At 63.2% G+C, this 25,298-nt stretch carries 20 protein-coding genes and 2 riboswitches; of the genes, 14 read left to right on the plus strand and 6 right to left on the minus strand.

The window, feature by feature from the left end; all coding sequences use genetic code 11:
• The first annotated feature begins 632 nt into the window (after positions 1-632).
• From tolQ to tolB, 4 genes are all read left to right on the plus strand, one after another.
• The gene (gene tolQ, locus V1278_RS07325; RefSeq protein ID WP_028351338.1) at positions 633-1,346 is read left to right on the plus strand and encodes a protein TolQ; all 714 of its coding nucleotides are present in this window, start codon (positions 633-635) and stop codon (positions 1,344-1,346) included.
• A gap of 37 nt (positions 1,347-1,383) precedes the next feature.
• The gene (locus tag V1278_RS07330; protein ID WP_065743115.1) at positions 1,384-1,860 is read left to right on the plus strand and encodes a biopolymer transporter ExbD; all 477 of its coding nucleotides are present in this window, start codon (positions 1,384-1,386) and stop codon (positions 1,858-1,860) included.
• A 47-nt stretch (positions 1,861-1,907) separates the two neighbouring features.
• On the plus strand, positions 1,908-2,837 hold the full coding sequence (locus tag V1278_RS07335) for a cell envelope integrity protein TolA (RefSeq protein ID WP_334380155.1): 930 nt from the start codon (positions 1,908-1,910) through the stop codon (positions 2,835-2,837).
• Positions 2,838-2,908: 71 nt separating this feature from the next.
• Positions 2,909-4,240: a Tol-Pal system beta propeller repeat protein TolB gene (tolB, locus tag V1278_RS07340; protein ID WP_334369033.1), complete on the plus strand. Its 1,332-nt coding sequence runs from the start codon at positions 2,909-2,911 to the stop codon at positions 4,238-4,240.
• 63 nt (positions 4,241-4,303) lie between these two features.
• Here the strand turns inward: tolB and V1278_RS07345 are convergent, their stop codons facing one another.
• Positions 4,304-4,798, minus strand: coding sequence for a hypothetical protein (locus V1278_RS07345; protein WP_334380156.1), 495 nt, complete (start codon positions 4,796-4,798; stop codon positions 4,304-4,306).
• Between the two features lie 78 nt (positions 4,799-4,876).
• On the opposite strand from V1278_RS07345, the gene V1278_RS07350 reads away from it, so the two are divergent.
• The 3 genes from V1278_RS07350 (at position 4,877) to pal (ending at position 8,449) form a co-directional block, all read left to right on the plus strand.
• A complete protein-coding gene (locus V1278_RS07350) occupies positions 4,877-6,763 on the plus strand; it encodes a putative bifunctional diguanylate cyclase/phosphodiesterase (RefSeq protein WP_334380157.1) in 1,887 nt (628 codons plus the stop codon).
• A gap of 151 nt (positions 6,764-6,914) precedes the next feature.
• Positions 6,915-7,655, plus strand: a complete 741-nt coding sequence (locus V1278_RS07355) for an N-acyl amino acid synthase FeeM domain-containing protein (protein ID WP_334380158.1) — start codon at positions 6,915-6,917, stop codon at positions 7,653-7,655.
• A gap of 302 nt (positions 7,656-7,957) precedes the next feature.
• Complete coding sequence (gene pal / locus V1278_RS07360) at positions 7,958-8,449, plus strand: peptidoglycan-associated lipoprotein Pal (protein WP_057838504.1); 492 nt, start codon at positions 7,958-7,960, stop codon at positions 8,447-8,449.
• 4 nt (positions 8,450-8,453) lie between these two features.
• Here the strand turns inward: pal and V1278_RS07365 are convergent, their stop codons facing one another.
• Complete coding sequence (locus V1278_RS07365; protein WP_334365070.1) at positions 8,454-9,377, minus strand: alpha/beta fold hydrolase; 924 nt, start codon at positions 9,375-9,377, stop codon at positions 8,454-8,456.
• Between the two features lie 181 nt (positions 9,378-9,558).
• Here V1278_RS07365 and ybgF point away from each other — a divergent pair, with 181 nt between their 5' ends.
• The 3 genes from ybgF to ftsH all read left to right on the plus strand — a co-directional run bounded on the left by ybgF (position 9,559) and on the right by ftsH (position 13,978).
• Positions 9,559-10,704 (plus strand): tol-pal system protein YbgF, encoded by a 1,146-nt coding sequence (ybgF, locus tag V1278_RS07370; RefSeq protein ID WP_334380159.1) that lies wholly within the window; start codon positions 9,559-9,561, stop codon positions 10,702-10,704.
• 50 nt (positions 10,705-10,754) lie between these two features.
• Positions 10,755-11,786 carry a tRNA lysidine(34) synthetase TilS gene (gene tilS, locus V1278_RS07375; protein ID WP_334380160.1) on the plus strand — a complete coding sequence of 344 codons (1,032 nt, stop codon included), beginning with the start codon at positions 10,755-10,757 and terminating at the stop codon, positions 11,784-11,786.
• A gap of 269 nt (positions 11,787-12,055) precedes the next feature.
• A complete protein-coding gene (gene ftsH, locus V1278_RS07380; RefSeq protein ID WP_334372821.1) occupies positions 12,056-13,978 on the plus strand; it encodes an ATP-dependent zinc metalloprotease FtsH in 1,923 nt (640 codons plus the stop codon).
• Positions 13,979-14,108: 130 nt separating this feature from the next.
• Here ftsH and V1278_RS07385 read toward each other — a convergent pair whose 3' ends face one another.
• The gene (locus V1278_RS07385; RefSeq protein WP_057847301.1) at positions 14,109-14,309 is read right to left on the minus strand and encodes a hypothetical protein; all 201 of its coding nucleotides are present in this window, start codon (positions 14,307-14,309) and stop codon (positions 14,109-14,111) included.
• A gap of 44 nt (positions 14,310-14,353) precedes the next feature.
• Positions 14,354-16,744: a 5-methyltetrahydropteroyltriglutamate--homocysteine S-methyltransferase gene (gene metE, locus V1278_RS07390; RefSeq protein WP_334380161.1), complete on the minus strand. Its 2,391-nt coding sequence runs from the start codon at positions 16,742-16,744 to the stop codon at positions 14,354-14,356.
• A gap of 113 nt (positions 16,745-16,857) precedes the next feature.
• Positions 16,858-17,071, minus strand: a riboswitch (cobalamin riboswitch).
• 132 nt (positions 17,072-17,203) lie between these two features.
• A riboswitch (cobalamin riboswitch) is annotated at positions 17,204-17,423 on the plus strand.
• Positions 17,424-17,538: 115 nt separating this feature from the next.
• Between metE and V1278_RS07395 the strand changes: the two genes are divergently transcribed.
• The 4 genes from V1278_RS07395 (at position 17,539) to V1278_RS07410 (ending at position 23,075) form a co-directional block, all read left to right on the plus strand.
• Positions 17,539-20,445, plus strand: a complete 2,907-nt coding sequence (locus V1278_RS07395; RefSeq protein ID WP_334380162.1) for a ribonucleoside-diphosphate reductase subunit alpha — start codon at positions 17,539-17,541, stop codon at positions 20,443-20,445.
• A gap of 25 nt (positions 20,446-20,470) precedes the next feature.
• The gene (locus V1278_RS07400; protein WP_334365065.1) at positions 20,471-21,601 is read left to right on the plus strand and encodes a ribonucleotide-diphosphate reductase subunit beta; all 1,131 of its coding nucleotides are present in this window, start codon (positions 20,471-20,473) and stop codon (positions 21,599-21,601) included.
• 268 nt (positions 21,602-21,869) lie between these two features.
• A complete protein-coding gene (locus tag V1278_RS07405) occupies positions 21,870-22,544 on the plus strand; it encodes a TetR/AcrR family transcriptional regulator (RefSeq protein ID WP_065743132.1) in 675 nt (224 codons plus the stop codon).
• Positions 22,545-22,649: 105 nt separating this feature from the next.
• On the plus strand, positions 22,650-23,075 hold the full coding sequence (locus V1278_RS07410) for an OsmC family protein (protein ID WP_334380163.1): 426 nt from the start codon (positions 22,650-22,652) through the stop codon (positions 23,073-23,075).
• Positions 23,076-23,152: 77 nt separating this feature from the next.
• Here V1278_RS07410 and pyk read toward each other — a convergent pair whose 3' ends face one another.
• Both pyk and V1278_RS07420 read right to left on the minus strand, forming a co-directional pair.
• Complete coding sequence (gene pyk, locus V1278_RS07415) at positions 23,153-24,589, minus strand: pyruvate kinase (RefSeq protein WP_334365063.1); 1,437 nt, start codon at positions 24,587-24,589, stop codon at positions 23,153-23,155.
• Positions 24,586-25,179 (minus strand): DUF1036 domain-containing protein, encoded by a 594-nt coding sequence (locus V1278_RS07420; protein WP_334380164.1) that lies wholly within the window; start codon positions 25,177-25,179, stop codon positions 24,586-24,588. The genes pyk and V1278_RS07420 overlap by 4 nt, the downstream gene beginning before the upstream one ends.
• Positions 25,180-25,298: the final 119 nt, after the last annotated feature.

A 25,298-nucleotide genomic window follows, 5' to 3' on the forward strand; every position in this document is an offset into this window, starting at 1 on the left:
CCCTGCGCCCTCCAAATGAGAGGGCGGGAAGTAAAGAGCAAACCTCGGGCGCCAATGCGTCGCGAGAAGGTGAAGGTATGTCACCTCTTTGAAATTGAGTCCGAAAGCTCTTCCGTCGTCCCTGCGAAGGCAGGGACCCATAACCACCGGCGGCAATTGGTTTTGCGAGGTCTTTGTCATCTGGTCCTTTCCAATAATAGCGGCCGCGGAGTATGGGTCCCTGCGTTCGCAGGACGACGGCAAATTCCTTGTTCTCTCGCCCTGAAGGAGCCGCGGAGCGGCCGTCTCGAAGAGCGAAGCCACCGGCCGGCACGACCTATCCGGGCCTGGAACTCGGACCCCAGAGCCCCGTAACCGCCCGGCCGCACTGGACTTCCGGCAGTGGAATTCCCTATTGGTAACCGAAAGTTAACTAAGCTTAGCGTCTGGTTAGGGACGGAATGACGCGCTGGCAGCCCTCGTTTTGACATGTTGGCAGGGGAAGCAATGCCCGGCTTTCGGCGGGCCCCCCATGCGACAGGAAACAGGCTCTCGCGCTGGCGCAAATCGCCGCGCCCGACGCGCGGCTGTGAAACCGGCGGCCATTTGCTCCCGGAGGAATTAGGGACACTTGCGTTGAGAGGATACTACTCATGAATCCCGCCGACGTGGCTCCGTCAGCTCTGCCGCTCGTCTCGGCCGACGTGTCGCTGATCGCGTTATTCTGGCAGGCCCACTGGGTCGTGAAGTCGGTCATGCTGGGCCTGCTCGCCTGCTCGGTCTGGGTCTGGGCGATCGCGATCGACAAGATTTTCCTCTATTCGCGCACCAAGCGCGCGATGGACCGCTTCGAACAGGCGTTCTGGTCGGGACAGTCGATCGAGGAGCTCTATCGCGCGCTTTCGGCGAAACCGACGCAATCGATGGCGGCGTGCTTCGTCGCCGCCATGCGCGAGTGGAAGCGCTCGTTCGAGAGCCAGTCGCGCTCCTTTGCCGGATTGCAGATGCGGATCGAGAAGGTGATGAACGTCTCGATCGCCCGCGAGGTCGAGCGGCTGGAGCGGCGGCTTCTGGTGCTGGCAACCGTCGGCTCCGCCGGCCCGTTCGTCGGCCTGTTCGGAACCGTCTGGGGCATCATGTCGAGCTTCCAGTCGATCGCGGCCTCGAAAAACACCTCGCTCGCGGTCGTTGCGCCCGGCATCGCGGAGGCGCTGTTTGCGACCGCTATCGGTCTTATCGCCGCCATCCCGGCGACGATTTTCTACAATAAGTTCACGTCCGAGGTGAACCGGCAGGCGCAGCGGCTGGAAGGTTTTGCCGACGAGTTTTCAGCCATCCTGTCCCGCCAGATCGACGAGCGGGCGTGAGGGCGGCCAATGACGAGCGCATCGTGAGATCAAGATCATGGCGATGAACATGGCAGGTTCGGCCGGAGGCGGTGGTGGCCGTCGCGGCCGGCGTCGTGCCGCGGTGATGGCGGAGATCAACGTCACGCCGATGGTCGACGTGATGCTGGTGCTGCTCATCATCTTCATGGTGGCGGCGCCGTTGATGACCTCGACCATCGATATCGATCTGCCCGTCGCCGGCGGCGGCAAGCAACTGCAGGCCAACGCGCCGCCGCTGACGCTGTCGGTCAAGCGCACCGGCGGTGCCTGCAATTCCAACGTCGAGCTTTATCTCGGGGACACGCTGATTCCGGCCAATGAGCTCCTGCCCAAGATAACGGCGATCAAGGAGACCCGGTCGGAGGCCGAGAGGGTGGTATACCTGCGGGGGGACAAGGACGTCTGTTACACGGATATGATGAAATTATTGGGGTATATTCGGACGGCAGGGTTCAAGGCGAATATCGTCATCGTGCCGGAGCAGGGCTCCTGAGCCATGCAGCGGCGCGCGGTGATTGACGGCGGAGCGGAAAAGCGCAGGTGAAGGTCAAGGTCGACAAGACGGTTCTGGCGTCGGTTGCCCTGCACGTCCTCGTGCTGGGGTGGGTGATGCTGTCGTTCTCGACCAAAGCGCTCGAAATGCCGCCGGAAGAGTGGGTGGCTGTCGATGTCGTTTCGTCCGACCAGCTTGCCAAGGTGATGGCGGGCATGAAGACCGGCAAGAAGGAAAACCCGAAGCCGCTGGTCGAGAAGGTCGCCGAAGCCAAGCCGGTCGATGACGCCGTCGGCAAGGTCACCGAGAAAGCGCCTGTCGTGACCGAGACCGCGGCGCCTCCGCAGCCGAAGGTCGAGGAGAAGCCGGTCGAGAAGAAACCCGATCCGCCAAAGGTCGTCGAGAAGCCGAAGGAAGAGCCGAAGCAGGTCGAGAAAAAGCCCGATCCGCCGAAGGTCGATCCGATCGGCGACACCCTCAAGAAGGAAGAGAAGAAGCCGCCGCCCAAGCCGGTGCAGGCCGCCAAGCCGCCGGAGCCGCAGAAGCAGAGAATCGTGGAACGGCACTTCGATCAGAACCAGATCGCGGCCCTGCTCGACAAGCGTGATCCGTCGCGTCAGGCCACGACCGGCGACACGCTGAATTCGAACGCGGCCCTCGGCACGGCCAAGGGCGCAGCTGCGGATAATTCCGCAACCTGGGGTTCGATGTTCCAGCGGCAGGTCGAGCGCTGCTGGAAGAAGCCCTATGGCGGGATAGAATCGCAGAAGCCTGAAGTCGCGTTTGCCATCCGTCTTAAGCGCGACGGCACGCTTGAGGGCGCGCCGGTTCCGGAAGGCGTTCCGGCGACGCCGTTCCTGCGGGTCTATCAGGAGAGCGCGTTACGCGCGATCATCGAATGCCAGCCGTACAAGCTGCCGGCGGCGTTTTATGAGGAATGGAAATACTTCGCGCCGGTGTTCAAAGAAAAAGTCTGATTGCGCTCGCCCGTTGGCGATCACACATGAGCAAGATCGAAGCGATGACTGACAAAGATGGATTGCCAAAAATGCCGTTCCGCCTGAACCGCCGGCAGATCATTACCGGAATGGCTGCGCTTGGCGCGGTCGCCGGCGGTCGCAATGCCTTCGCACAGGCGCCGAAGCGGATCCCCATCCCTGAAGGTGAGTTCGTTCCGCTGCCGATCGCGATCCCGAATTTCGTGGCGGGCACGCCCGGCGATGCCGAGGTTGGCGTCGGCGTGGCGCAGGTCATCACCAACAATCTCAAGCGCAGCGGGCTGTTCGCGCCGATCGATCAGGCTGCTCATATCGAGCGCATCACCAACATCGACACTGCGCCGCAATTCCAGAGCTGGAAGCAGATCAACGCGCAGGCGCTGGTGACGGGCCGCATGACGCGGCAGGGCGATGGCCGCCTGAAAGCGGAATTCCGCCTCTGGGACATCAACACCAACCAGCAGCTCACCGGCCAGCAATACTTCACCTCGCCGGAATACTGGCGGCGGATCGCGCACATCATCTCCGACCAGATCTACGAACGCATGACCGGCGAGAAGGGCTATTTCGACAGCCGCGTCGTCTTCGTCGACGAGACCGGATCGAAAGAGCGCCGCGTCAAGCGGCTGGCACTGATGGATCAGGACGGCGCCAATGTCCGATATCTCACCAGGGGCTCCGACCTGGTGCTGACGCCGCGCTTCTCGCCGTCTACGCAAGAGATCACCTACATGGAGTTCGGCCAGGGCGATCCGCGCGTCTATTTGTTCAACGTCGAGACCGGGCAGCGCGAGATCGTCGGCAATTTCCCCGGCATGTCGTTCTCGCCGCGGTTCTCGCCGGACGGCCAGCGCATCATCATGAGCCTGCAGCAGGGCGGCAACTCCAATCTCTTCGTGATGGATTTGCGTTCGAAATCGACGACGCGTCTGACCGATACGCCGGCGATCGACACCTCGCCGTCCTATTCGCCCGACGGCAGCCGGATCTGTTTCGAATCCGATCGCGGCGGCAAGCCGCAGATCTACGTGATGCCGGCCACCGGCGGTGGGGCGCAGCGCATCTCGTTCGGCGAGGGTAGCTATTCGACGCCGGTGTGGTCGCCGCGCGGCGACTACATCGCCTTCACCAAGCAGGGCGGCGGCGCGTTCGCCATCGGCATCATGAAGACCGACGGCTCGGGCGAACGCATTCTTACCTCCGGCTTCCACAACGAAGGTCCGACCTTTTCGCCGAATGGCCGGGTCGTCATGTTCTTCCGCGATCCCGGCGGCAGCGGCGGGCCGTCGCTGTACACGGTCGATATCTCCGGTCGCAACGAATTGCGCGTACCAACGCCCGGTTTCGCCTCCGACCCGGCGTGGTCTCCGCTGCTGTCATAATGGAACCGGGCCGCGCGGACAGCCTGTCATTGATCGGCAAACATTGCCTAGCCTACTGATTTTTCAGGCAAATTTTGTTGCTTGTCCATCGAAGGCAACGTCTCGGTAACGATGTTCCCTCAGAAAGACTTCATCTCCAGAGGGTAAAACTACGCATCCGACCAGGACGCCAGTACACCCCCTATGCAGCTCGCAAATCAGAGCGGAGAGCCAGATCAGCGACAGATATCGCCGAAGATTGCGGCGGCGCTGATCGATTCGCTGTTCGAAACTCAAGGTCCGGTGCACGTCGGCATCTTCTTCCTGGCCGTCGCGTCGAGCCTGACGGCGCTGAAGACCGGCGAAAATCTGATCTGGGTGTGCGTCGGGCTTCTGCTGTTGGCTGGTGCGATCCGGGCTTTCGATTTGCAACGCTACCAAGCGTGCAAAGCGAACCTGACGGCCGATGAAGCTGAGCGGTGGAAAAAACGATATCAGATCGGGGCGATTATCCAGGCCGCTGCAATCGGCATATGGGGCGCCGTCACCATGCTGAGCAGCGACGATGCCGTCGCCCATATGATCTGTTTGTCCGTCATTACGGGGGTCTTATCGGGAGGCGCAGGCAGGGCCTATGGACGGCAATGGACATTCCAGTTGCAGGCTGTACTTGCCTTCGGTCCAACCGTGATCGCGCTGGCGCTGCGTGGCACGCCCTATTACGTCGCTATGTCGGTTATCACCGCGGCATTCCTTATCGTTGTCATGCAGATGTCGGCCAATTTGCACGGCATATTCTTGCGGGCGCTCTTGGCGCGCGAGCGCGAGGCGGCGCTCGCCGGACAGTTCGATACGGCCTTGAACAACATGCCCCACGGTCTGTGCATGTTCCGCGGCGACGGACAGCTTGCGGTGATGAATCACCGCTTCTGCGAAATGATGGATCTGTCCGAAGATCTCGTGCAGCAGGGTGCGAGCGCGCCCGACATCATCGCCGCCTGCGTGATTGCCGGATCGATCTCGGCGGCGAGTGGACAAATGATCCTCGCCGAAATCGAGAATTCACAGGCCAAGGACGTCATCACCGCCGACCCCGACATCACCAGAAACCGTTCGCTATCGTGGACCTTCCAGCCAATGGCCGGCGGCGGCGCGGTGGTGCTCCTGGAAGACATTACGGAGCGGCGCAACTCCGAAGCCAAGATCAGCCATCTGGCGCGCTACGACGAGCTCACCGAGCTCCCCAACCGGGTCAATTTCCGCGACGAGATCGGACATCTTCTGGCAGCCCAGCAGGGCGCCGAACAATTGTCGGCGCTGCTGTTCGTCGACCTCGACCAGTTCAAGCAGGTCAATGACACGCTCGGCCATCCCTGCGGCGACCAGTTGCTGTGCGCGGTGGCCGCTCGCCTGCGCGAGATGCTGCGGCCCGAGGATTTCGTGGCGCGCTTCGGCGGCGACGAGTTCGTGGTGTTCCAGCAGAACATCCAGTCTCCCGACGACGCCGCCGGTCTCGCGCGGCGCATCGTCGATCGCCTGAGCGAGCGCTACAAGATCGACAACCATCTGGTCGAGATCGGCGCCAGCGTCGGCATTGCCATGACCTCGCGCGGCGTCAGCGCCGACACACTGCTCAAGAATGCCGACATGGCGCTCTATCGCGCCAAGGCCGACGGCCGCGGCACCTTCTGCTTCTTCCGGGAGGAGATGGCGCAAATCGTCGAGTCCCGCCGTATCCTCGAACTGGACCTGCGCAAGGCGCTGGCCAACGAGGAGTTCGAGCTGTTCTTCCAACCACTGGTCAACCTCAAGTCGGGCCGTATATCGACCTGCGAGGCTCTGATACGCTGGAATCATCCAGTCCGCGGCACGGTTTCGCCGACCGATATCATTCCAATCGCCGAGGATATGGGCCTGATCGTCGATCTCGGCCGCTGGATTTTGCGCAAGGCCTGCATGGAATGCATGAAATGGCCCGAAGCCGTCAGCGTTGCCGTCAACTTCTCGCCGCAGCAGTTCCATCAGCGCGACGTGCTCAGCGAAGTCCGCTATGCACTCGAGGTCTCTGGCCTGCCGGCGAACCGGCTCGAAATCGAAATCACCGAATCCTCGCTGCTGCGTAACACGCAGTTGACCCACGACGTGCTGTCGCAATTGCATTCGCTCGGCGTGCGGATCTCGCTCGACGACTTCGGCACCGGCTATTCGAGCCTTAGCTATCTGCACAACTTCCCATTGCAGAAGGTGAAGATCGACCGCTCCTTCCTGGAAGGGATCGATAGCGACCGTCCGCTGACGCTCCTGCGCGGCGTGGCGCGGCTGTCAGCCGATCTTGGAATGTCGGTCGTGGTCGAGGGCATCGAGACCAACGAGCAACTCGAATTGATCAGCGCCGACGGGGCGGTAACCGAAGCGCAGGGCTATCTGTTCAGCCCGCCGGTCCCGGCCGTGCGCGTCCGGCAGTTGCTCAATGCGTCGCACGGTCGCCGCATGCCTGACGACCAGCTCATCGCTGTTTCTTCGCGATCGATCGCGTCAGCGTAATCAGTCCCAATATGTTCGTGCTCTCGACGGCTACTCCGGGTTTTTGCGGGCTGCAAGGTTAACCCTAACGTGTCTAAGCCTTTGCAATTTTGTTAAGGAGCCGTTAATCTTTCGCACTCGTGGAAGTTGTTGTGGAAGGTTAGGAGTACAGATGAAGGCCGGAGCCGAACCGCGCACTTCGCTCTTTGGGCCGGAGTCAGGGTTGTCTGATCGAGTCGATTACCGACTCATGGAAACTCCCGAGGAAAAAGATTGCATCTATTTGATGCGGTACAAAGCCTATCTGCATGGCGGAGTAACCGCACCGTCAGAGTCTCAGCGCGTCAGCGATCACTACGACGATGCGCCCAATGCCTGGATTTTCGGAATCTATGTTGACGGAGAACTCTGCAGTTCTATCCGCCTCAACGTCGTGACGTCAGAATGTCGGATTTCCGGTTCAGCCGACTTGTTCGGCGATGTTCTTCACCCGCGCCTCGATCAAGGTGAAGTTTTCATCGATCCGCTTCGTCTTGCGGCGCTCCCCGAAAAAGCGAGGCGGTTCCCTGATCTTCCCTATCTGACGGTGCGGCTGGCCTACATGGCATGCGAGCATTTCAACGCCGATACCGGGCTCGCGCTAGTTCGTGCCGAGCACCAGGCGTTCTATCGCCGGGTCTTCATGTCCGAGGTCATCGCCGAACCGCGTTCGTTTCCGGGCTTCTTGCCCAAGGTGGCATTGATGGCGTCCGATTACCGGGCCGTGCGGGAAAAGGTCATGACCCGTTTTCCCATCATGCGTTCGACGTCCGTCGAGCGGCGGATACTGTTCCAGCGCGCCGGTGGGCGCCATTCCTCGCCGCGCGGGGTCGTCAGATCTTTCGAGCAGGCCTCGATCGTTCCGATTTCCTGAACCGGCCGAACAACGACGGACCGGACCATCCGGCCCCATAGCGACCTATCCGAATTCCGCGACTTGTCATTCCTGGGTCACCGTGGCCCAAACGCCGCAAATCCGGTGATTTCGGCCCCTGCGCACTTGCCTTCACCCTCGCGCCACATTTACAAACCATTAACTATCGCAGTCGCTTTTCACGGTTTGTCGGCATTTGATCGGGTCTGGCAAGGTTCCATCAAGGTTGACGGAATGTTTGCTTAACCATCGACCTGTAGACCAGACAACAGTCGAAAAACGTGAGCGTTGGAGGCTCCGGAATGAAATACCAGATGCGTATCCTCCAGGGATGGAAGCTGGCGGCTGTGGTCGCTGTGGCGCTGTCGATGGGCGCCTGCGCCAAGAACAACGTCGGCGCCGATGGCGCGATGGCCAGCGCGGCAACCCCGGGTAGCCAGCAGGACTTTGTGGTTAATGTCGGCGACCGCGTCTTCTTCGAGAGCGACCAGACCGATCTGAGCCCGCAGGCGATCGCCACGCTGGAGAAGCAGGCGCAGTGGCTGCAGACCTACAACCGCTACTCCTTCACCATCGAAGGCCATGCCGACGAGCGCGGCACCCGCGAGTACAACATCGCGCTCGGCGCACGCCGCGCCCAATCGGTGCGCAGCTATCTCGCCTCGCGCGGCATCGACCCGAACCGCATGCGCACGATCTCCTACGGCAAGGAGCGCCCGGTGGCGGTCTGTAACGACATCTCCTGCTGGTCGCAGAACCGCCGTGCCGTCACGGTGCTGAACGCCGGCGCCTGAGCCGTCAGGCCTTTCGCAGAGTTTCAAAGCCGGCGCCTTCGGGCGCCGGCTTTATTTTTGGGCGCAGGATGAAATCGCGGATGACTGCCAGCGTGCGTTCGGGGTCATCATTGACCACGCCGTGGCCGCAACCGGCAAAGCGCTCGAACTGCACGAGATGCGGCGGCAGCGCGGCGGCGATATCCGCCTGGCTCTCGATCGGATGTATCGGGTCGTCCTCGCCGCCGAGCACGAGTGTTGGGCAGCGGATGCGACCGAGATCCGGAAACAGGTTGAACTTGTCGCTCTCGCCGTCGGGTCTTGCGAACCAGTGCAGCGCCACCTCTCGACGACTGACCGCACGCCTTGCCATGTCCGGATCGCGCGGCATTCGCGTATAGACCGGCATGGCCAGCCGCAGCCAGGCGTCGCGCTCTGCCTGATCCAGGGGGCCTTCAGGCTCCAGAAACCGGCGCCGAGCCAGCGCACCCACTTCCGGCCCACCGAAGCGCTCAAACAGCGCTACGCGCCGTTCCCGATAGGAACCACCGGCGGCCTCGGTGCTGATGAGGATCAGTCTGGACGGGTGATCCGGATGGCGCGTGGCATAGGCGAGTGCGACCATGCCGCCGAACGACGCGCCGAGGACGATCGGATCGACGATGCCAAGGGCCTCGCAGAACGCGTGCACGTCGTCGCCCCATTGCGCCAAGGTCCAGCGCTCGCGCGGGCCGTCCTCGCTGCGGCCGTTGCCGCGGTGGTCGAGGTAGACGATCTGGGCGATATCGGCCAAGGCGGAGTAGGCCGGCCGGTAGATCGAATGGTCGAAACCCGGACCGCCGTGAAGCATCAGCAGCACCGGTTTTTCCCGCATCACCGGGCCGTCGGGCACGAGTTTCGCGCCCTCGACATCAAAGAACAGCCGCACCCCGTTCACGGACACGTGCATCGGCGGGTCTCCCTCGATTTGTGAACGGTCGGCCGCGTCGGGCGGCTTGTCTTGAAGGGGATACTAAACCATACCGGGCTGCAGCGAACCGATTCGGAAACGCCAGTCACAATTCTGGCGTACTCCCTCTCTCAATGTGTTCTGCTTTCGTTTGACACGTGATTTTCGTCGTCAGGGCAAAATGTCACTCAGATTCCTCAATGCTGCCGGCGCCGCGGCGATTGCCGCGATGCTGGCTTTGTCTGTGCAGCCCTCGGCCGCACAGATCACGTTCCCGTGGGAGCGTTCTCCGCAAGGCTCCCCGCAAGTCCAGGCGCAGTCCGACGACGCCGATCTGGAGATGCGGATCCAGCGGCTGGAAAACCAGCTCCGGCAACTGACCGGCCAGAACGAGGAACTGCAGTACCGCAACCGCCAGCTCGAAGAGCGGCTGCGTCAGCTCGGCGCCGCGCCGCCGGCACCGGGCGGCCAGCCTCCGGCGGCGCAGCCCAGCGTGGCTGCCGCACCGCCTCCAATTCAACCCGGCCCGCCGCAGCAACAGGGCTATCCCCAACAAGCCTATCCGCAGCAGGGGGCTCGCCAGCCGCAGGGCTATCCGCAGGCCCAGCCCGGCTATGACCGGCAACCGCAGATCGCCTCGCCGGCGCCCATCGTGCAGGAGCCGGCAGCCCCGGCGGTCGGCGGCCGCCGCCGCGGCGACGCGTTCGACCCCAGCCAGAATCCCAACGCTCCCGGTGCGCCGCGTGCACTCGGCGGCGGCCAATTGCCAATCTCGAATGAAGCTTCGGTCGGCGCGCCCGGCGGACGCGGACCCGGTGAGCCGCTTAATCTGGGCGGTCCGCGCGATCCCGGTGGTGCCTTGCCGCCGCCCGCTGCAGCCGCACCGCCGCCGCGCGGCCCGGGGCCCGGCGCCAGCGCCGCGCTGACCCCGTTGCCGCCCTCGGCCACGTCGAAGGACGAGTTCGATCTCGGCATCGGCTACATGCAGCGCAAGGATTATGCGCTGGCCGAAGAGACCATGAAGAACTTTGCGCAGAAATATCCGAGCGATCCGCTGATTGGGGATGCGCAATACTGGCTCGGCGAAAGCTATTTCCAGCGCCAGCAATATCGCGACGCCGCCGAAGCGTTCCTCGGCGTGACCACCAAGTTCGACAAATCAGGCAAGGCGCCGGACGCGCTCTTGCGGCTCGGGCAGTCGCTGGCGGCGCTGAAGGAAAAGGAAGCCGCCTGCGCAGCTCTCGGCGAGGTGACGCGGAAATATCCGCGCGCATCTGCCGGCGTCAAAGCCGCCGTCGATCGTGAGCAAAAGCGGGTTAAGTGCTAAAGCATAAGCCGGTCGAGGCCGCCATCGGTCTCGAATAGACTGGCGATGCCATGCCTGATGACGACCACGCGCCGATCTCGGTACAGCAAGCGAAAGAGCTGTTCGCGCACTGGAAGGCCGCGCCCGCGCTCGTGCTGGCGGTGTCCGGCGGGCCCGATTCCCTTGCCCTGATGTGGCTTGCCGCTCGCTGGCGCCGTGCGCTGTCGCGCGGGCCGCGGTTGATCGCCGTCACTGTCGATCATGGCTTGCGGCCGGAGGCCGCCCGCGAGGCGCGCGAGGTCAAGCGTCTCGCCCGCTCGCTCGATCTGCCCCATCGCACGCTGCGCTGGACCGGCGCCAAGCCGAAGACCGGCTTGCCGGCCGCAGCGCGGGAGGCGCGCTATCGCCTGCTGGCGAAAGCTGCGCGGGCGAGCGGCGCGACGCACATCCTGACCGCGCATACCCGCGACGACCAGGCCGAGACACTGCTGATGCGGATGCTGCGCGGCAGCGGCATCGCCGGTCTCGCGGCGATGGCGCGCGAGAGCGAGCGAGAGGGCGTGTGGCTGGCGCGGCCGTTGCTGGACATCCCGAAGTCCCGGCTCGTTGCGACGTTGGACAAGGCAAAGATCGCCTTTGCCGATGATCCCACCAATCGCGACGTGAGTTTCACGCGGCCGCGGCTGCGTGCATTGATGCCGGCTTTGGCAGAGGAGGGCGGTGACAGCCGAAATCTGGCGCGGCTGGCATCAAGGCTGGCGCGGGCGAATGCCGCGATTGAAGTGCTGGCCGACGGCGCCGAGCGCTATCTCGCGGTGAGAGATCGCGATGATGCCACGCGCTTCGGGTTCGATGCCCAGGCGTTTGCCGGTCTGCCCGAGGAAATCCGGCTTCGGCTGCTCAAGCGCGCGATTGACCGGGCCGGTCACGAAGGACCTGCGGAACTCGGCAAGGTCGAGGCGCTGCTGGCAGTGCTGGACAACGCCATTGCGAACGGCCAAAAGCAATCAAGACTGAAACAGACGCTTGCCGGGGCCGCGATCAGCCTTACCGGAGGCCGAATTTATGTCGATGCAGCGCCGCCGCGGGGTAGCCGGGCGTGAGAAGCGTTCCTATCTCCCAATATATCCGCAATGTCGGGACGGAGAGCCTTAACCACCCCGGAAAAACACTGGCGTTTTGCGCCATTTTTTGACCGGGAATCGCGTTAAGATGCGTTAAATAGTCCCGTGTGGTTCCCTTGGCATTGACCCGGGCGCCACCTAGATTGGGTGCAGTGGACCGGGGATTCTCGCCTCACTACCCAAGGAATATTCTAGGGTTACTACCAAGGACATAGGGCCGCGATCCGCGCGACCACGAAGGAAGATCAATGAACGCCAATCTGCGCAACTTCGCCCTCTGGGTCATCATTGTCTTGCTGCTGTTGGCATTGTTCACGCTTTTCCAGAATCCGGGTCAGCGTACCTCCTCGCAGGACATCACGTTTTCGCAGTTGTTGAGCGAGGTCGATCAGAACCGCGTCCGCGACGTCGTGATCCAGGGGCCGGAAATCCACGGCACCTTTACCAACGGCTCCTCGTTCCAGACCTATGCACCGAATGATCCGACGCTGGTGAAGCGTCTCTATGACGGCAAGGTCTCGATCACCGCCAAGCCGCCCGGCGACAACGTGCCATGGTTCGTGTCGCTGCTCGTTTCGTGGCTGCCCTTTATCGCGCTGATCGGCGTCTGGATCTTCCTGTCCCGCCAGATGCAGGGCGGCGCCGGCAAGGCGATGGGCTTTGGCAAGTCGCGCGCCAAGATGCTGACGGAGGCCCATGGCCGCGTCACTTTCGAAGATGTCGCGGGTGTCGACGAAGCCAAGCAGGACCTGCAGGAGATCGTCGAATTCCTGCGCGACCCCGGAAAATTCCAGCGCCTCGGCGGACGGATTCCGCGCGGCGTGCTGCTGGTCGGTCCTCCCGGCACCGGCAAGACGCTCATCGCGCGGGCGGTCGCGGGCGAAGCCAACGTGCCGTTCTTCACCATTTCCGGTTCTGACTTCGTCGAAATGTTCGTCGGCGTCGGCGCCTCTCGTGTCCGTGACATGTTCGAGCAGGCCAAGAAGAATGCACCCTGCATCATCTTCATCGATGAAATCGACGCGGTCGGCCGTCATCGCGGCGCGGGCCTCGGCGGCGGCAATGACGAGCGCGAACAGACGCTCAACCAGTTGCTGGTCGAGATGGACGGTTTTGAAGCCAATGAAGGCGTGATCCTGATCGCCGCGACCAACCGGCCTGACGTGCTGGATCCCGCGCTGCTGCGTCCCGGCCGTTTCGACCGCCAGGTGGTGGTGCCGAACCCGGACGTCGTTGGCCGCGAGCAGATCCTGAAAGTTCACGTTCGCAAGGTGCCGCTGGCACCCGATATCAACCTCAAGACCATCGCGCGCGGCACCCCGGGCTTCTCCGGCGCCGACCTGATGAACCTCGTCAACGAGGCGGCGCTGACGGCTGCCCGCCGCAACAAGCGTATGGTGACGCAGGCCGAGTTCGAAGAGGCCAAGGACAAGGTGATGATGGGTGCCGAGCGCAAGTCGCTCGTCATGACCGAGGAAGAGAAGCTCTTGACGGCCTATCACGAGGGCGGCCACGCCATCGTCGGCCTGAACGTCGTCGCGACCGATCCGATCCACAAGGCGACGATCATCCCGCGCGGCCGCGCGCTGGGTATGGTGATGCAGCTTCCCGAGCGCGACAAGCTGTCGATGTCGCTCGAGCAGATGACCTCGCGCCTCGCCATCATGATGGGCGGCCGCGTCGCGGAAGAACTGATCTTCGGCCGCGAGAAGGTCACCTCGGGCGCGGCCTCCGACATCGAGCAGGCGACGCGGCTGGCGCGCATGATGGTGACGCGCTGGGGCCTGTCGGAAGAGCTCGGCACCGTGTCCTACGGCGAAAACCAGGACGAGGTGTTTTTGGGCATGTCGGTGTCGCGCACGCAGAACGCCTCGGAAGCGACCGTCCAGAAGATCGACAAGGAGATCAAGCGGCTGGTCGAGGAAGGCTACAACGAGGCCACCAAGATCCTCACCGAGAAGCGCGAGGATCTCGAGACACTGGCCAAGGGCCTGCTCGAATTCGAGACGCTGAGCGGCGACGAGATCATCGATCTGTTGAAGGGCAAGAAGCCCAACCGCGAATCGGTCTTGGAGCCGAGCACGCCGCGCGCTTCTGCCGTACCCCCGGCCGGCAAGCCGCGCCCGCGTCCCGATCCGGACCCGGGTCTGGAGCCGCAGCCCCAGGCGTAAGCGGCGGTCAGTTCTGAACGACGAAAACGCGGCGGTGACGCCGCGTTTTTTGTGCTTGTGATCGGCCCCTTTGTCGCGAATAGACGCGGGCCAATAGCATCTGGTGCAGACCGGGATTGACTTCGAACCTTCATGGCGCCGCGGCCGGCGCCCCGAGGTGTACGGCCAGAATGTGTTCCGGCGTCTCGACCACTTCGACCTTTTGCCCATCGCCGCCGACAAAGGCGAGCACCGTGCGCTCGCCGTCGCGCCACATGCTGCCGACGAGGGCAATGTTGATGTGGGTAGATTGCCCCGTCTCAAATCGCGTGCATTCGATCCAGAAGCGCATGACGTCCTCCTTGATTTGCCTTGATGAGAGACGGGGCGGGCAGGTTACGCCATCGCCCGCAATTCGCGTGCCGCGGCGACCATGTTGGCGAGCGCGGGTCGGACCTCCTCCCATTTGCGGGTCTTCAATCCGCAATCCGGATTGATCCAGATCTGGGTATCCAGGAGCCGCTCTCGCGCCAGCTTCAGCAGGCCGGTCATCTCGCCGATCTCGGGGACGCGCGGCGAATGGATGTCGTAGACGCCGGGGCCGATTTCGTTCGGATAGCGGTAATCCCTGAATGCATCGAGCAGCTCCATCTTCGAGCGCGAGGTCTCGATCGAGATCACGTCGGCGTCCATCGCGCCGATCGCGCCGATAATGTCGTTGAACTCCGAGTAGCACATGTGGGTGTGGATCTGCGTCTCGTCGCGCACGCCGGACGAACAGAGGCGGAAGGCGTCGACGGCCCAGTCGAGATAAACCTTCCATTCGGACTTGCGCAGCGGCAGGCCCTCCCGCAGCGCGGCCTCGTCGATCTGGATCATGCCAGCGCCGGCGGCTTCGAGATCGGCGACCTCGTCGCGGATCGCGAGCGCGATCTGCCGGCAGGCTTCGCTGCGCGGAATGTCGTCGCGGACAAACGACCAGTTCAGAATGGTGACGGGCCCCGTGAGCATCGCCTTCATCGGCTTTTTCGTCAGCGACTGGGCATATTGCCACCACTCGACCGTCATCGGCTTTGGGCGCGAGACGTCGCCGAATAGCACAGGCGGGCGAACGTAGCGCGATCCGTAGGATTGCACCCAGCCGTGCGTAGTGAAGGCAAAGCCTGCGAGCTGTTCGCCGAAATACTGCACCATGTCGTTGCGCTCGAACTCGCCATGCACGAGAACGTCGAGCCCGATATTTTCCTGCCAGCGCACGGTGCGGGCGGTCTGATTCTGCAGATAGAGCTTATAGGCTTCGTCCGTGAGGGCGCCCCTGGCGTGAGCGGAGCGAGCATTCCTGACGTCGGCGGTTTGCGGGAACGAGCCGATGGTGGTGGTCGGGAACGCCGGCAGATTGAAGCGCTCGCGCTGAACGGTGGCGCGTTCAGCGAAGATGCTGGAGCGGAAGCGCATCGGTTCATTGATGCCGGCAACGCGTGCCGCGACCTTCGCATCGTGAATGCGCGGCGAGGCCTTGCGGGAGGTCGCCGCCTGGTCCGATGCGTTCAGGTTGGCTTCGACTGTTCTGCGGCCATCGGCGAGTGCCGTTCCGAGCGTGGCCAGTTCCTCGAGCTTCTGCACCGAAAACGCGAGCCAGCTCTTGATTTCGGGATCGAGCCCGGTCTCCAGCGCCAGATCGATCGGGACGTGCAGCAGCGAGCAGGAGGGGGCGATCTGCACACGATGCTTGCCGAGTTTGGCGATTGCGGGCTCGAGCCGGTCGAGAAGCCGGCTCAAATCCGCGCGCCAGATGTTACGGCCATCGATGATTCCGAGCGACAGCACGCGGTTATCAGGAACTCCGGCGAGGTCGTTGATCTGCTCCGGCGCGCGCACGAGGTCGAGATGCAGGCCGGCGACGGGCAGGGATAGCGCGGTGTCGCGGTTGGCGCCGAGTGCGCCGAAATAGGTCGTCAGCATGATCTTGAGCTGCGGCACGCCGCTCGCGATCTCCGCATAGGCATGATGCAACGCCTGCTGGGCGACGATATCGAGATCGAGCACGAGACACGGCTCGTCGATCTGCACCCATTCCGCGCCCCGGTAGGCAAGTTCGCGCAGCACCTCGATGTAAACCGGCAGCAAGCGATCAAGCAGGGACAGCGGATTGAAGCCGGCATCCTTGCTCTTGGCGAGTTTGAGAAACGTGACGGGGCCGACCAGCACGGGGCGGGTTTGATAGCCCAGCGCCTTGGCTTCCTCGTACTCCTCGATCGGCTTGCGCGAGGCGAGGATGAATTTCTGATCCTTCGTCAGTTCGGGCACCATGTAGTGGTAGTTGGTATCGAACCATTTTGTCATCTCGAGCGCCGGCACGCCGTGCGCATCGTCATGTCCGTGACCGGCATGCCCGCAACTCGCCTCATGCGGCTTGCCTTGCGCGCCGCGGGCCATCGCGAAGTAAGTCGCAAGCGGGACCGGCCCGCCGTTCCAGCGATAGATCTCCGGGATTGCGCCGACCATCACTGATGTGTCGAGCACGTGGTCGTAGAACGAGAAATCGTTCGACGGGATCACGCTAACGCCGAGTTTTTTCTGGCGCGCCCAGTTGGCGGCGCGAAGCCCGACGCCGGTTTCGATCAGCGCCTTCTCGTCGGTTGCGCCCGACCAGAAACTTTCCAAAGCGAATTTCAGCTCGCGGCGCGGACCGATGCGCGGCGCGCCGAGGGAGGCAACGGGAAGCGAAGAAGTGGAGATGGTGGAAGTAGACGTAGCTTTGGAAGAAGTAGCATTGGAAGTAGACATTGGCTTAACCCCAAAAGTTGGGGGCAAAGGCCGAAGTGACACGTCTGGATTTTCGCGAACGGCAGAGCGCGCGCGGAAAATCGCAACCGCACCACCGGGACACCCCGCCCGAGGACGTGTATGTTGTCGAGGCAGGTCTCCTGGCTCGCGGGTCAGTGCTGCTGTCCGGCCTTCCCGAAACCTTGCGAGGTCTCAGTGACTTTGTTGGACAGCGGCTCGCCGCTTACAGTTGCGGGGGCAGCTCCGGCTTTGGCTTTTCGGCCGCACCGGCTTCCCTCTTAGCTTCGGAAGAACGTCTCCCGAAGAACCACGACGGGTCCACTTATCGGCAACGCGGCAGGCGCGTCAACTCGGCGACATTCACCGGCGCGTTGTCATCGTTGTTCACAGCCGCGGGGTTCCGTCGCCGAAATTCTTGCACATCGCCCGCTCCCCCATTGACACGTTCGTTCAAATCGCACCAGATATAGCCGTCACGGTCCGCCATGACCCAACACATGGTGGCTAAGAGGGAAGCCGGTGTATCGCGTATTTGCCGCGAAAATCCGGCGCTGCCCCCGCAACTGTAAGCAGTGAGTTGTTTCCGAATCTTACGTCACTGATGCGGCATCGCATTGGGAAGACACGGGAACGACGGCGACCTGCGAGCCAGGAGACCTGCCGCGACACCGAAAAAACGTCCACGGGCGGGGTGTCCCGGCGGCGCTTGCGGACTCATGCCGGCGTTTCTCGCCGAGCATTTGAAGCAGCGTCTTCTCCGACATCCGGCCCCAACACCATCACGGGGTCTCTTGATGTCACTCTCTCCCGATCGCGAAGCCAACGTCGCTCCATTCATCCGACTGCGCCCCGAATCGCTTGCCGCCTCGGAATCGCAGCCGCCGATGCAGGTGATTCGCCGCAACGGCACGGTTTCGAAATTCGACGCGAGCAAGATTTCGGTCGCGATGACCAAGGCGTTTCTGGCGGTCGAGGGACATGGCGCGGCGGCCTCCCGCCGGGTGCATGAAATCGTCGAGCAACTGACCTCGGACGTCGTCGGCGCGCTGTCGCGCCGGATGAGCGAGGGCCGCACCTTCCATATCGAGGACGTGCAGGACCAGGTCGAACTCGCCCTGATGCGCAGCGAGCACCACAAGGTCGCGCGCGCTTATGTGCTCTATCGCGAGGAACGCACGCGCCAGCGCGCCGGACAGGACGTGGCCAAGGCCGCCCAGCCATCGGGGAAGCCCTCGTTACGTGTCACGCTGGCCAGCGGCGCGCAGGTCCCGCTCGATATCGCGCGGCTGACGCTGATCATCGAAGAAGCCTGCGCCGGTCTCGAGGGAGTCGGCGCCACGGCGGTGCTCGCCGAGACGCAGCGCAATCTCTATGACGGCATCAGCGAGGACGAACTGGCGCTGGCGGCGGTGATGGCCGCGCGCACGCTGGTGGAGCAGGAGCCGAACTACGCCTATGTCAGCGCGCGGCTCTTGCTCGACAAGCTGCGCACCGAGGTGCTGTCTTTCGTGCATGATGCGCCGACCAGCGCGTCGCAGGCCGAGATGGCCGAGCGCTACGGCGAGTACTTTCCAGCCTATATCAAGGCAGGCATCAAGGCCGAACTGCTCGATCCCGATCTGGCGCGCTTCGACCTGAAAAAGCTTGCAGTCGCGCTGAAGCCGGAACGCGACCTGGCGTTCCAGTTTCTGGGTCTGCAGACGCTGTACGACCGCTACTTTCTGCATGTGCACGGCAATCGCATCGAGCTGCCGCAGGCGTTCTTCATGCGCGTCGCGATGGGGCTGGCGATCCGTGAGATCGACCGCGAGGCGCGCGCGATCGAGTTCTACGATCTCTTATCGTCGTTCGACATCATGGCCTCGACTCCGACGCTGTTCAATTCCGGCACGCTGCGGCCGCAATTGTCGTCCTGCTTCCTCACCACCATCGCCGACGATCTCGACGGCATCTTCAAGTCGGTCAAGGACAATGCGCTGCTCGCAAAATATTCCGGCGGGCTCGGCAACGACTGGACCCGCGTGCGTGGGCTGGGCGCGCACATCAAGGGCACCAATGGCGAAAGCCAGGGCGTGGTGCCGTTTCTAAAGGTAGCCAATGACACCGCGATCGCCGTCAACCAGGGCGGCAAGCGCAAAGGCGCGGTCTGCGCCTATCTCGAAACCTGGCACATCGACATCGAGGAATTCTTGGACCTGCGCAAGAACACCGGCGACGATCGCCGCCGCACCCATGACATGAACACCGCGAACTGGGTGCCCGACCTGTTCATGCAGCGCATCGAGGCCGACGGCGAATGGACTCTGTTCTCGCCGGACGAGACGCCCGACCTGCATGACCTCTACGGCAACGCATTCGCCGAACGTTACGCAGCTTACGAAGCAAAGGCGGCGCGGGGTGAGATCCGCGTGTTCAAGCAGATCCGCGCCACCGATCTCTGGCGCAGGATGCTGACCATGCTGTTCGAGACCGGGCATCCGTGGATCACGTTCAAGGATCCCTGCAATCTGCGCTCGCCGCAGCGCCATGCCGGCGTGATTCATTCCTCGAACCTCTGCACCGAGATCACGCTTAACACCTCCGATGACGAGACCGCCGTCTGCAATCTCGGCTCGATCAATCTGCTCAATCACGTGCGGGAAGGCCGGCTGGACGAGGCGCGGCTGCAACGCAGCGTGACGACGGCAATGCGGATGCTCGACAACGTCATCGACATCAATTTCTACACCATCCCCGAAGCGCGCCGTTCGAACCTGCGGCACCGCCCGGTCGGTCTCGGGCTGATGGGATTCCAGGACGCGCTGCAGGCGATGCGGATTGCGATGGCTTCAGATGCGGCGGTAACGTTCGCCGATACCAGCATGGAGATGATTTCTTATTACGCCATTTCGGCCTCCGTCGATCTGGCGGCCGAGCGCGGGCGGTATCCGTCGTTCGATGGCTCGCTGTGGAGCCGGGGCATCTTGCCGATCGATTCGATCGAACTATTGGCGGAAGCCCGCGGCAGTCTCGCGATGAACCGCGGGATGACACTCGACTGGGATCGCTTGCGCGAGCGCGTCAAGGCGACCGGCATGCGGAATTCGAACGTGATGGCGATCGCGCCGACCGCGACGATTTCCAATATCTGCGGCGTCGCGCAGTCGATCGAGCCCGCCTACCAGAATCTCTACGTCAAGTCGAATATGTCCGGCGACTTCACCGTGGTGAACGAATTTCTGGTCCGCGACCTCAAGGCGCGCGGGTTGTGGGACGAGGTGATGGTCAACGACCTCAAATATTTCGACGGCAGCTTAGGGGCCATCGATCGCATTCCCGACGACCTCAAGGCGCTCTATGCCACCGCGTTCGAGATCGACAGCGCCTGGCTGATCGAGGCAGCATCGCGCCGGCAGAAATGGATCGACCAGTCGCAGTCGCTCAACCTCTATATCGCCAACCCTAGCGGCAAGAAGCTCGATGCGCTCTATCGGCTGGCGTGGGCGCGCGGGTTGAAGACGACCTATTACCTGCGCTCGCGCAGCGCGACGCATGTCGAAAAGTCCACGCTCCGGGGGACCGACGGCAAGCTCAACAGCGTCGCGTCCGCGGCGATGATGGCTCCAGCCCCGATCATCGTCGCGCCGGCCGCCACCGCGCCGGATTTGACCGGTGCGGTGGCGTGCTCGATCGATAATCCCGAATGCGAAGCCTGCCAGTAAGCAGCAAGAACAAGAGGAAATCACAATGCTCGACTGGTCCGAACCATCCGCATCCCCGCGTCAGACGCCGCCGCCCGTCGTGGTGCAATCCGTTACCCAGGCCGAACAAACCGGCCTCGGCATGATAGATCGTCGCGGCGGACGCGTATCTGTCGACGACAAGCGGATGATCAACTGCCGCGCCGACGTCAATCAATTGCTGCCGCTGAAGTACAAATGGGCCTGGGAGAAATATCTCGCCGGCTGCAACAATCACTGGATGCCTACAGAAGTTTCCATGCAGGCCGACATCGCGCTGTGGAAATCGCGCGACGGGCTGACGGAAGACGAGCGCCGCGCCATCAAGCGTAACCTCGGCTTCTTCGCCGCTTCCGAAAGCCTGGTCGCCAACAATATCGTGCTGGCGATCTACCGCCATCTGACCAATCCGGAGTGCCGGCAATATCTGCTGCGGCAGTCGTTCGAGGAGGCGGTGCACACCCACACCTTCCAATACATCGTCGAAAGCTTGGGGTTGGACGAGGGCGAGCTGTTCAACATGTATCGCGAGGTGCCGTCGATTACCGACAAAGCGGCGTGGGCACTGAAGCACACGCAGCATCTCGACGATCCGGATTTCAGGACCGGCACGCCGCAAGCCGACCAGGCGTTCCTGCGCGATCTCGTCGCCTTCTACGTCATATTCGAAGGCATGTGGTTCTATACGGGCTTCGCGCAGATTCTCTCGCTCGGCCGCCGCAACAAGATGGTCGGCATCGCCGAGCAGTACCAGTACATCCTGCGCGATGAGTCCATTCACCTGAATTTCGGCATCGATGTCATCAACCAGATCAAGATCGAAAACCCGCATCTATGGACCAAGGCGTTCCAGGACGAAGTCCGCGCCATGGTGCGCGAGGCGGCCGAACTGGAAGCGGCCTACGGGCGAGACACCATGCCGCGCGGGTTTCTCGGGCTGAATGCGGCGCTGTGCGAGAGCTACATGCACTTCGTCGCCAATCGCCGCTGCGCGCAACTCGGGCTGCAGCGGGTGTTCGACGAGACCGAGAATCCGTTTCCCTGGATGTCGGAAGCGATGGACCTGAAGAAGGAGAAGAATTTCTTCGAGACGCGGGTGATCGAGTACCAGAACGGCGGTGCGCTGAGCTGGGAGTAGGGGAAGCCATACTCTCCCAACACGCCGTCCCCGCGAACGCGGGGAACCCGGCGCATGCCAAACCGGCCAGTGTTGAGGTAAATAGCTCGCAAGCCCCGCCGGCAAAACCTCTGCAGATCCGCGTTGCAAAACCGTCTTGTCATCAGCCGTGAATAGTTGTTCACTTCTTCAAAGCGATAGCGCTTCTTATCGCTCAAGACATTGAAGGTGTGCGCGTTCTGGCAGGCTCCGCGGGGCTCGAGGGCGCGCCGGGGACGGAAAACGCGCCATGGTCTATCGGCGAACCCATCAGGTCGTAAAGCGACTGGCGGCGCGGCGTAGCGCCATACTGGCGGCGGCGCGGGATGCTGCGGCCGAAGGCGGCATGGCGGCGGTGCAGATCGCCCCGGTTGCGGTCCGCGCCAATGTCGCGGCCGGCACCGTCTATCGTTACTTCCCCTCCAAGGCCGAACTGATTTCCGAACTGATCGCCGAGGTCTCGCGGGATGAACTGGCCGCGATCCGCCGCGCGGCGGATGCGGCGCCGGGACCGTCGTCGGCGCTCGCCGCCGCCGTCACCACGGTTGCCGTACATGTGCTGTCGCAGCGCAAGCTCGCCTGGGGCATTCTGGCCGAACCCGTTGATGTCGACGTCTCGGTGTCGCGGCTTGCCAGCCGCCGCGAAATCTCCGGCGAGATCGCTGCCAGAATTGACGCCGCGGTGCGCGCCGGCCATTTGCCGGCGCAGGATACCGCGCTCGCCGCCACCGCGCTGCTCGGTGCGCTGCATGAATCGCTGGTTGGCCCGCTGGCGCCCGAGAATCTGGATGACCCCGCGAAGCTGCGCGACGCCGTGCAGACGGTCACACTTTTGGCGCTACGCGCCGTCGGCGTGATGGACGCCCGCGCCCGCGGCCTCGTGGTGCAGGCGGTGCTGCCGGCAAAGGCGCTGGTCGGGGCCTAGAAACCCTCCCCCTTTGCGACACGCCCTTTGCCGCAACCATTTGTGTCGCAACCATTTGCCACGCTGCGGCTTATCGACGGTCCAACCCGCGATCAGGAGCATGCGATGAGCACGACATCAGGGTCCGCCAAATGGCAGGGCGGCATCAAGGACGGCAAGGGCGCGATCTCGACCAAGAGCGGCGCGCTGAATGATTATCCTTACGGCTTTTCGAGCCGCTTCGAGGGCAAAGCCGGCTCGAATCCGGAAGAATTGATCGGCGCGGCGCACGCCGCGTGCTTCACCATGGCGCTGTCGCTGATTCTAGGTGAAGCCAAGCTCACCGCCGAGCAGATGGAAACCAAGGCCGACGTGACGCTGGAAAAACAGGGCGATGGTTTTGCCGTCACCTCGATTCATCTGACGCTGAATGCGAAGATTCCGGGCGCTGAGGACACGAAATTTCAGGAGCTGGCGGGTAAGGCCAAGGAGGGCTGCCCGATCTCGAAACTTCTGAACACGAAGATCACGCTGGACGCGAAACTGCAGTAGTTCTCCGTCATTCCGGGTTCGCGCTTGCGCGCGCCCCGGAATGACGGCGGGAGCTGACGGCCATCACCTACGCGCCATCACTTCTCCGGCTTGCCTTCCCCACCGACAGTGGCGATGCGTACCATGTTGGTGGTGCCGGGGATGCGAAGCGGCACGCCGGCGACGATGATCACGCGCTGGCCTGCGTTGGCGAAGCCGTCACGAAACGCGATCGAGCCGGCGCGGTCGACCATGTCGTCCTGGTCGTGCGCATCTTCCGCCACCACGCAATGCACGCCCCAGACGACCGACAATTTGCGGCCGGTCGCAAGGTTCGGCGTGATCGCCACCACCGGCAGCTTCGGCCGCTCGCGGGCCACGCGGATCGCCGTGGAGCCCGATGAGGTCCAGCAGATGACCGCGGATAATTCCAGCGTCTCGGCGATCTGCCGCGCGGCGTCCGCGATGGCGTCGCCGACCGTATTCTCCGGTTCGGCCCGCTGCGCCGACAGCACCGAGCGATAGGTTGGATCGCGCTCCACCTCCTCGCCGATGCGATTCATGGTCGAAACCGCCTCGACCGGGAATTTGCCGGCGGCCGACTCAGCCGACAGCATGATGGCGTCGGCACCTTCATAAACCGCGGTCGCGACGTCGGAGACTTCGGCGCGCGTCGGCACCGGCGCCTGGATCATCGATTCCAGCATCTGGGTTGCGATCACCACCGGCTTGCCGGCGCGGCGCGCCATCCGCGTCATCTGTTTCTGCAGGCTCGGCACCCGCTCCAGCGGCAGCTCGACGCCGAGATCGCCGCGCGCCACCATCAGCGCGTCGGAAGCATCGATGATCTCGGCGAGCCGGTCGATCGCCTGCGGCTTTTCGATCTTGGCCATGACAGCCGCGCGGCCGCGGATCATCCGCTTGGCTTCATGGACGTCCTCGGCGCGCTGCACGAAGGAGAGCGCGATCCAGTCGACACCGGTCACCAGGGCTGCTTCGAGATCGGCCCGATCCTTCGGCGTCATCGCCGACACCGGCAGGTCGGTATCGGGCAGGCTGACGCCCTTGCGGTCCGACATCTTGCCGCCGATCACCACGCGCGTTACCGCGCGTTCGGACGTGGTTTCCTCGGCGATCAGCCGCACCTTGCCGTCGTCGAGCAGCAGCGCATGGCCCGGCCGAAGTGCTGCGAGGATTTCCGGATGCGGCAACTGCACGCGGTTGTTGTCTCCCGGCGCTTTGTCGGAATCGAGTACAAAACTCTGGCCGTTCTTCAACTGGATCGAACCTTCGGTGAACGCGCCGAGCCGCAGCTTCGGTCCCTGCAGGTCGACGAGGATGCCGATCGGACGGCCGTAGCTGCTCTCGACATTGCGGATGGTATTGACCAGCTCGCGCATCTTGTCGTGCGGCGTGTGGCTCATGTTGATGCGGAACACGTCCGCACCCGCCTCGAACAGCTTCCGGATCATCGCGCTGTCGGACGATGCCGGGCCGAGGGTTGCGAGAATCTTGATACGACGGAGCCGTCTCATTGCTTGGGCGCCGGGGCTGGCGGCAGACCCGGTCCGGCCGGCGGATTGGACAGGCCGGGAACCCCGCCGGGGCCCCCCGGTCCCATTGTTCCTGGAATTCCCGGAATTCCCGGCACGCGCTGCGCGGGCTGCTCGTTGGCTTCTGTCAATTGCACGGTCCACGCTCGCTGTTCGCCTGTATCGACCTCGAAGAACCCGGTGCGGTCATAGCCACGCGCCAGGCAGTTCTCGGTACCCTTGATGGTGAATTCCTTATCACGCGAACACATGAAGGCCTGCCCCGACCATTCGCCGCCGCGATCATAGTCAAGCGCGTAGATGTAATAGTAGCGCGCAACAAGAGTTCCGCGCAGCAGTGTCTCGCAACTGCGTGACGACACGTTCCACCACCCTTCAGTGGTCCAGCCCTCGGCATCCTTGTAGCCCAGCGCGATGCCGACCCGGCTGGACGTGTTGTTGCAGAGCCGGAAATCGGCCGCCGCTGGACTGCTCCACAGACACGCCACCGCCAGTGCAAGCAGCGGCGCAAGGCCGGCGGCGGTCACGCGAGCGGGGAGGGAAGGCAAGCAGCGCGAATCTTTTCCGATCATGCGGCGAAGCTATATCAAATCATTGACGATTTCGCGTGACCCGGCGGGCCCTGTCAACGGCCGGGAACGCCTTTCCCGCGCTATGGGAAACCGGGACTCCCTTGTGAGGTAGCCAATTT

Source organism: Bradyrhizobium sp. AZCC 1577 (assembly GCF_036924575.1).
Classification (GTDB): domain Bacteria; phylum Pseudomonadota; class Alphaproteobacteria; order Rhizobiales; family Xanthobacteraceae; genus Bradyrhizobium.

Coding starts and splice junctions, on each gene's coding strand:
- pyk (WP_334365063.1), bottom strand. CDS start 24,589: ATGAGACGGCTCCGTCGTATCAAGATTCTCGCAACCCTCGGCCCGGCA.
- V1278_RS07420 (WP_334380164.1), bottom strand. CDS start 25,179: ATGATCGGAAAAGATTCGCGCTGCTTGCCTTCCCTCCCCGCTCGCGTG.
- tolB (WP_334369033.1), top strand. CDS start 2,909: ATGCCGTTCCGCCTGAACCGCCGGCAGATCATTACCGGAATGGCTGCG.
- V1278_RS07400 (WP_334365065.1), top strand. CDS start 20,471: ATGCTCGACTGGTCCGAACCATCCGCATCCCCGCGTCAGACGCCGCCG.
- V1278_RS07345 (WP_334380156.1), bottom strand. CDS start 4,798: ATGGGCGACGGCATCGTCGCTGCTCAGCATGGTGACGGCGCCCCATAT.
- V1278_RS07385 (WP_057847301.1), bottom strand. CDS start 14,309: ATGCGCTTCTGGATCGAATGCACGCGATTTGAGACGGGGCAATCTACC.
- ftsH (WP_334372821.1), top strand. CDS start 12,056: ATGAACGCCAATCTGCGCAACTTCGCCCTCTGGGTCATCATTGTCTTG.
- V1278_RS07365 (WP_334365070.1), bottom strand. CDS start 9,377: ATGCACGTGTCCGTGAACGGGGTGCGGCTGTTCTTTGATGTCGAGGGC.
- V1278_RS07405 (WP_065743132.1), top strand. CDS start 21,870: ATGGTCTATCGGCGAACCCATCAGGTCGTAAAGCGACTGGCGGCGCGG.
- tilS (WP_334380160.1), top strand. CDS start 10,755: ATGCCTGATGACGACCACGCGCCGATCTCGGTACAGCAAGCGAAAGAG.
- V1278_RS07330 (WP_065743115.1), top strand. CDS start 1,384: ATGGCGATGAACATGGCAGGTTCGGCCGGAGGCGGTGGTGGCCGTCGC.
- V1278_RS07410 (WP_334380163.1), top strand. CDS start 22,650: ATGAGCACGACATCAGGGTCCGCCAAATGGCAGGGCGGCATCAAGGAC.
- metE (WP_334380161.1), bottom strand. CDS start 16,744: ATGTCTACTTCCAATGCTACTTCTTCCAAAGCTACGTCTACTTCCACC.
- V1278_RS07355 (WP_334380158.1), top strand. CDS start 6,915: ATGAAGGCCGGAGCCGAACCGCGCACTTCGCTCTTTGGGCCGGAGTCA.
- tolQ (WP_028351338.1), top strand. CDS start 633: ATGAATCCCGCCGACGTGGCTCCGTCAGCTCTGCCGCTCGTCTCGGCC.
- V1278_RS07395 (WP_334380162.1), top strand. CDS start 17,539: ATGTCACTCTCTCCCGATCGCGAAGCCAACGTCGCTCCATTCATCCGA.
- pal (WP_057838504.1), top strand. CDS start 7,958: ATGAAATACCAGATGCGTATCCTCCAGGGATGGAAGCTGGCGGCTGTG.
- ybgF (WP_334380159.1), top strand. CDS start 9,559: ATGTCACTCAGATTCCTCAATGCTGCCGGCGCCGCGGCGATTGCCGCG.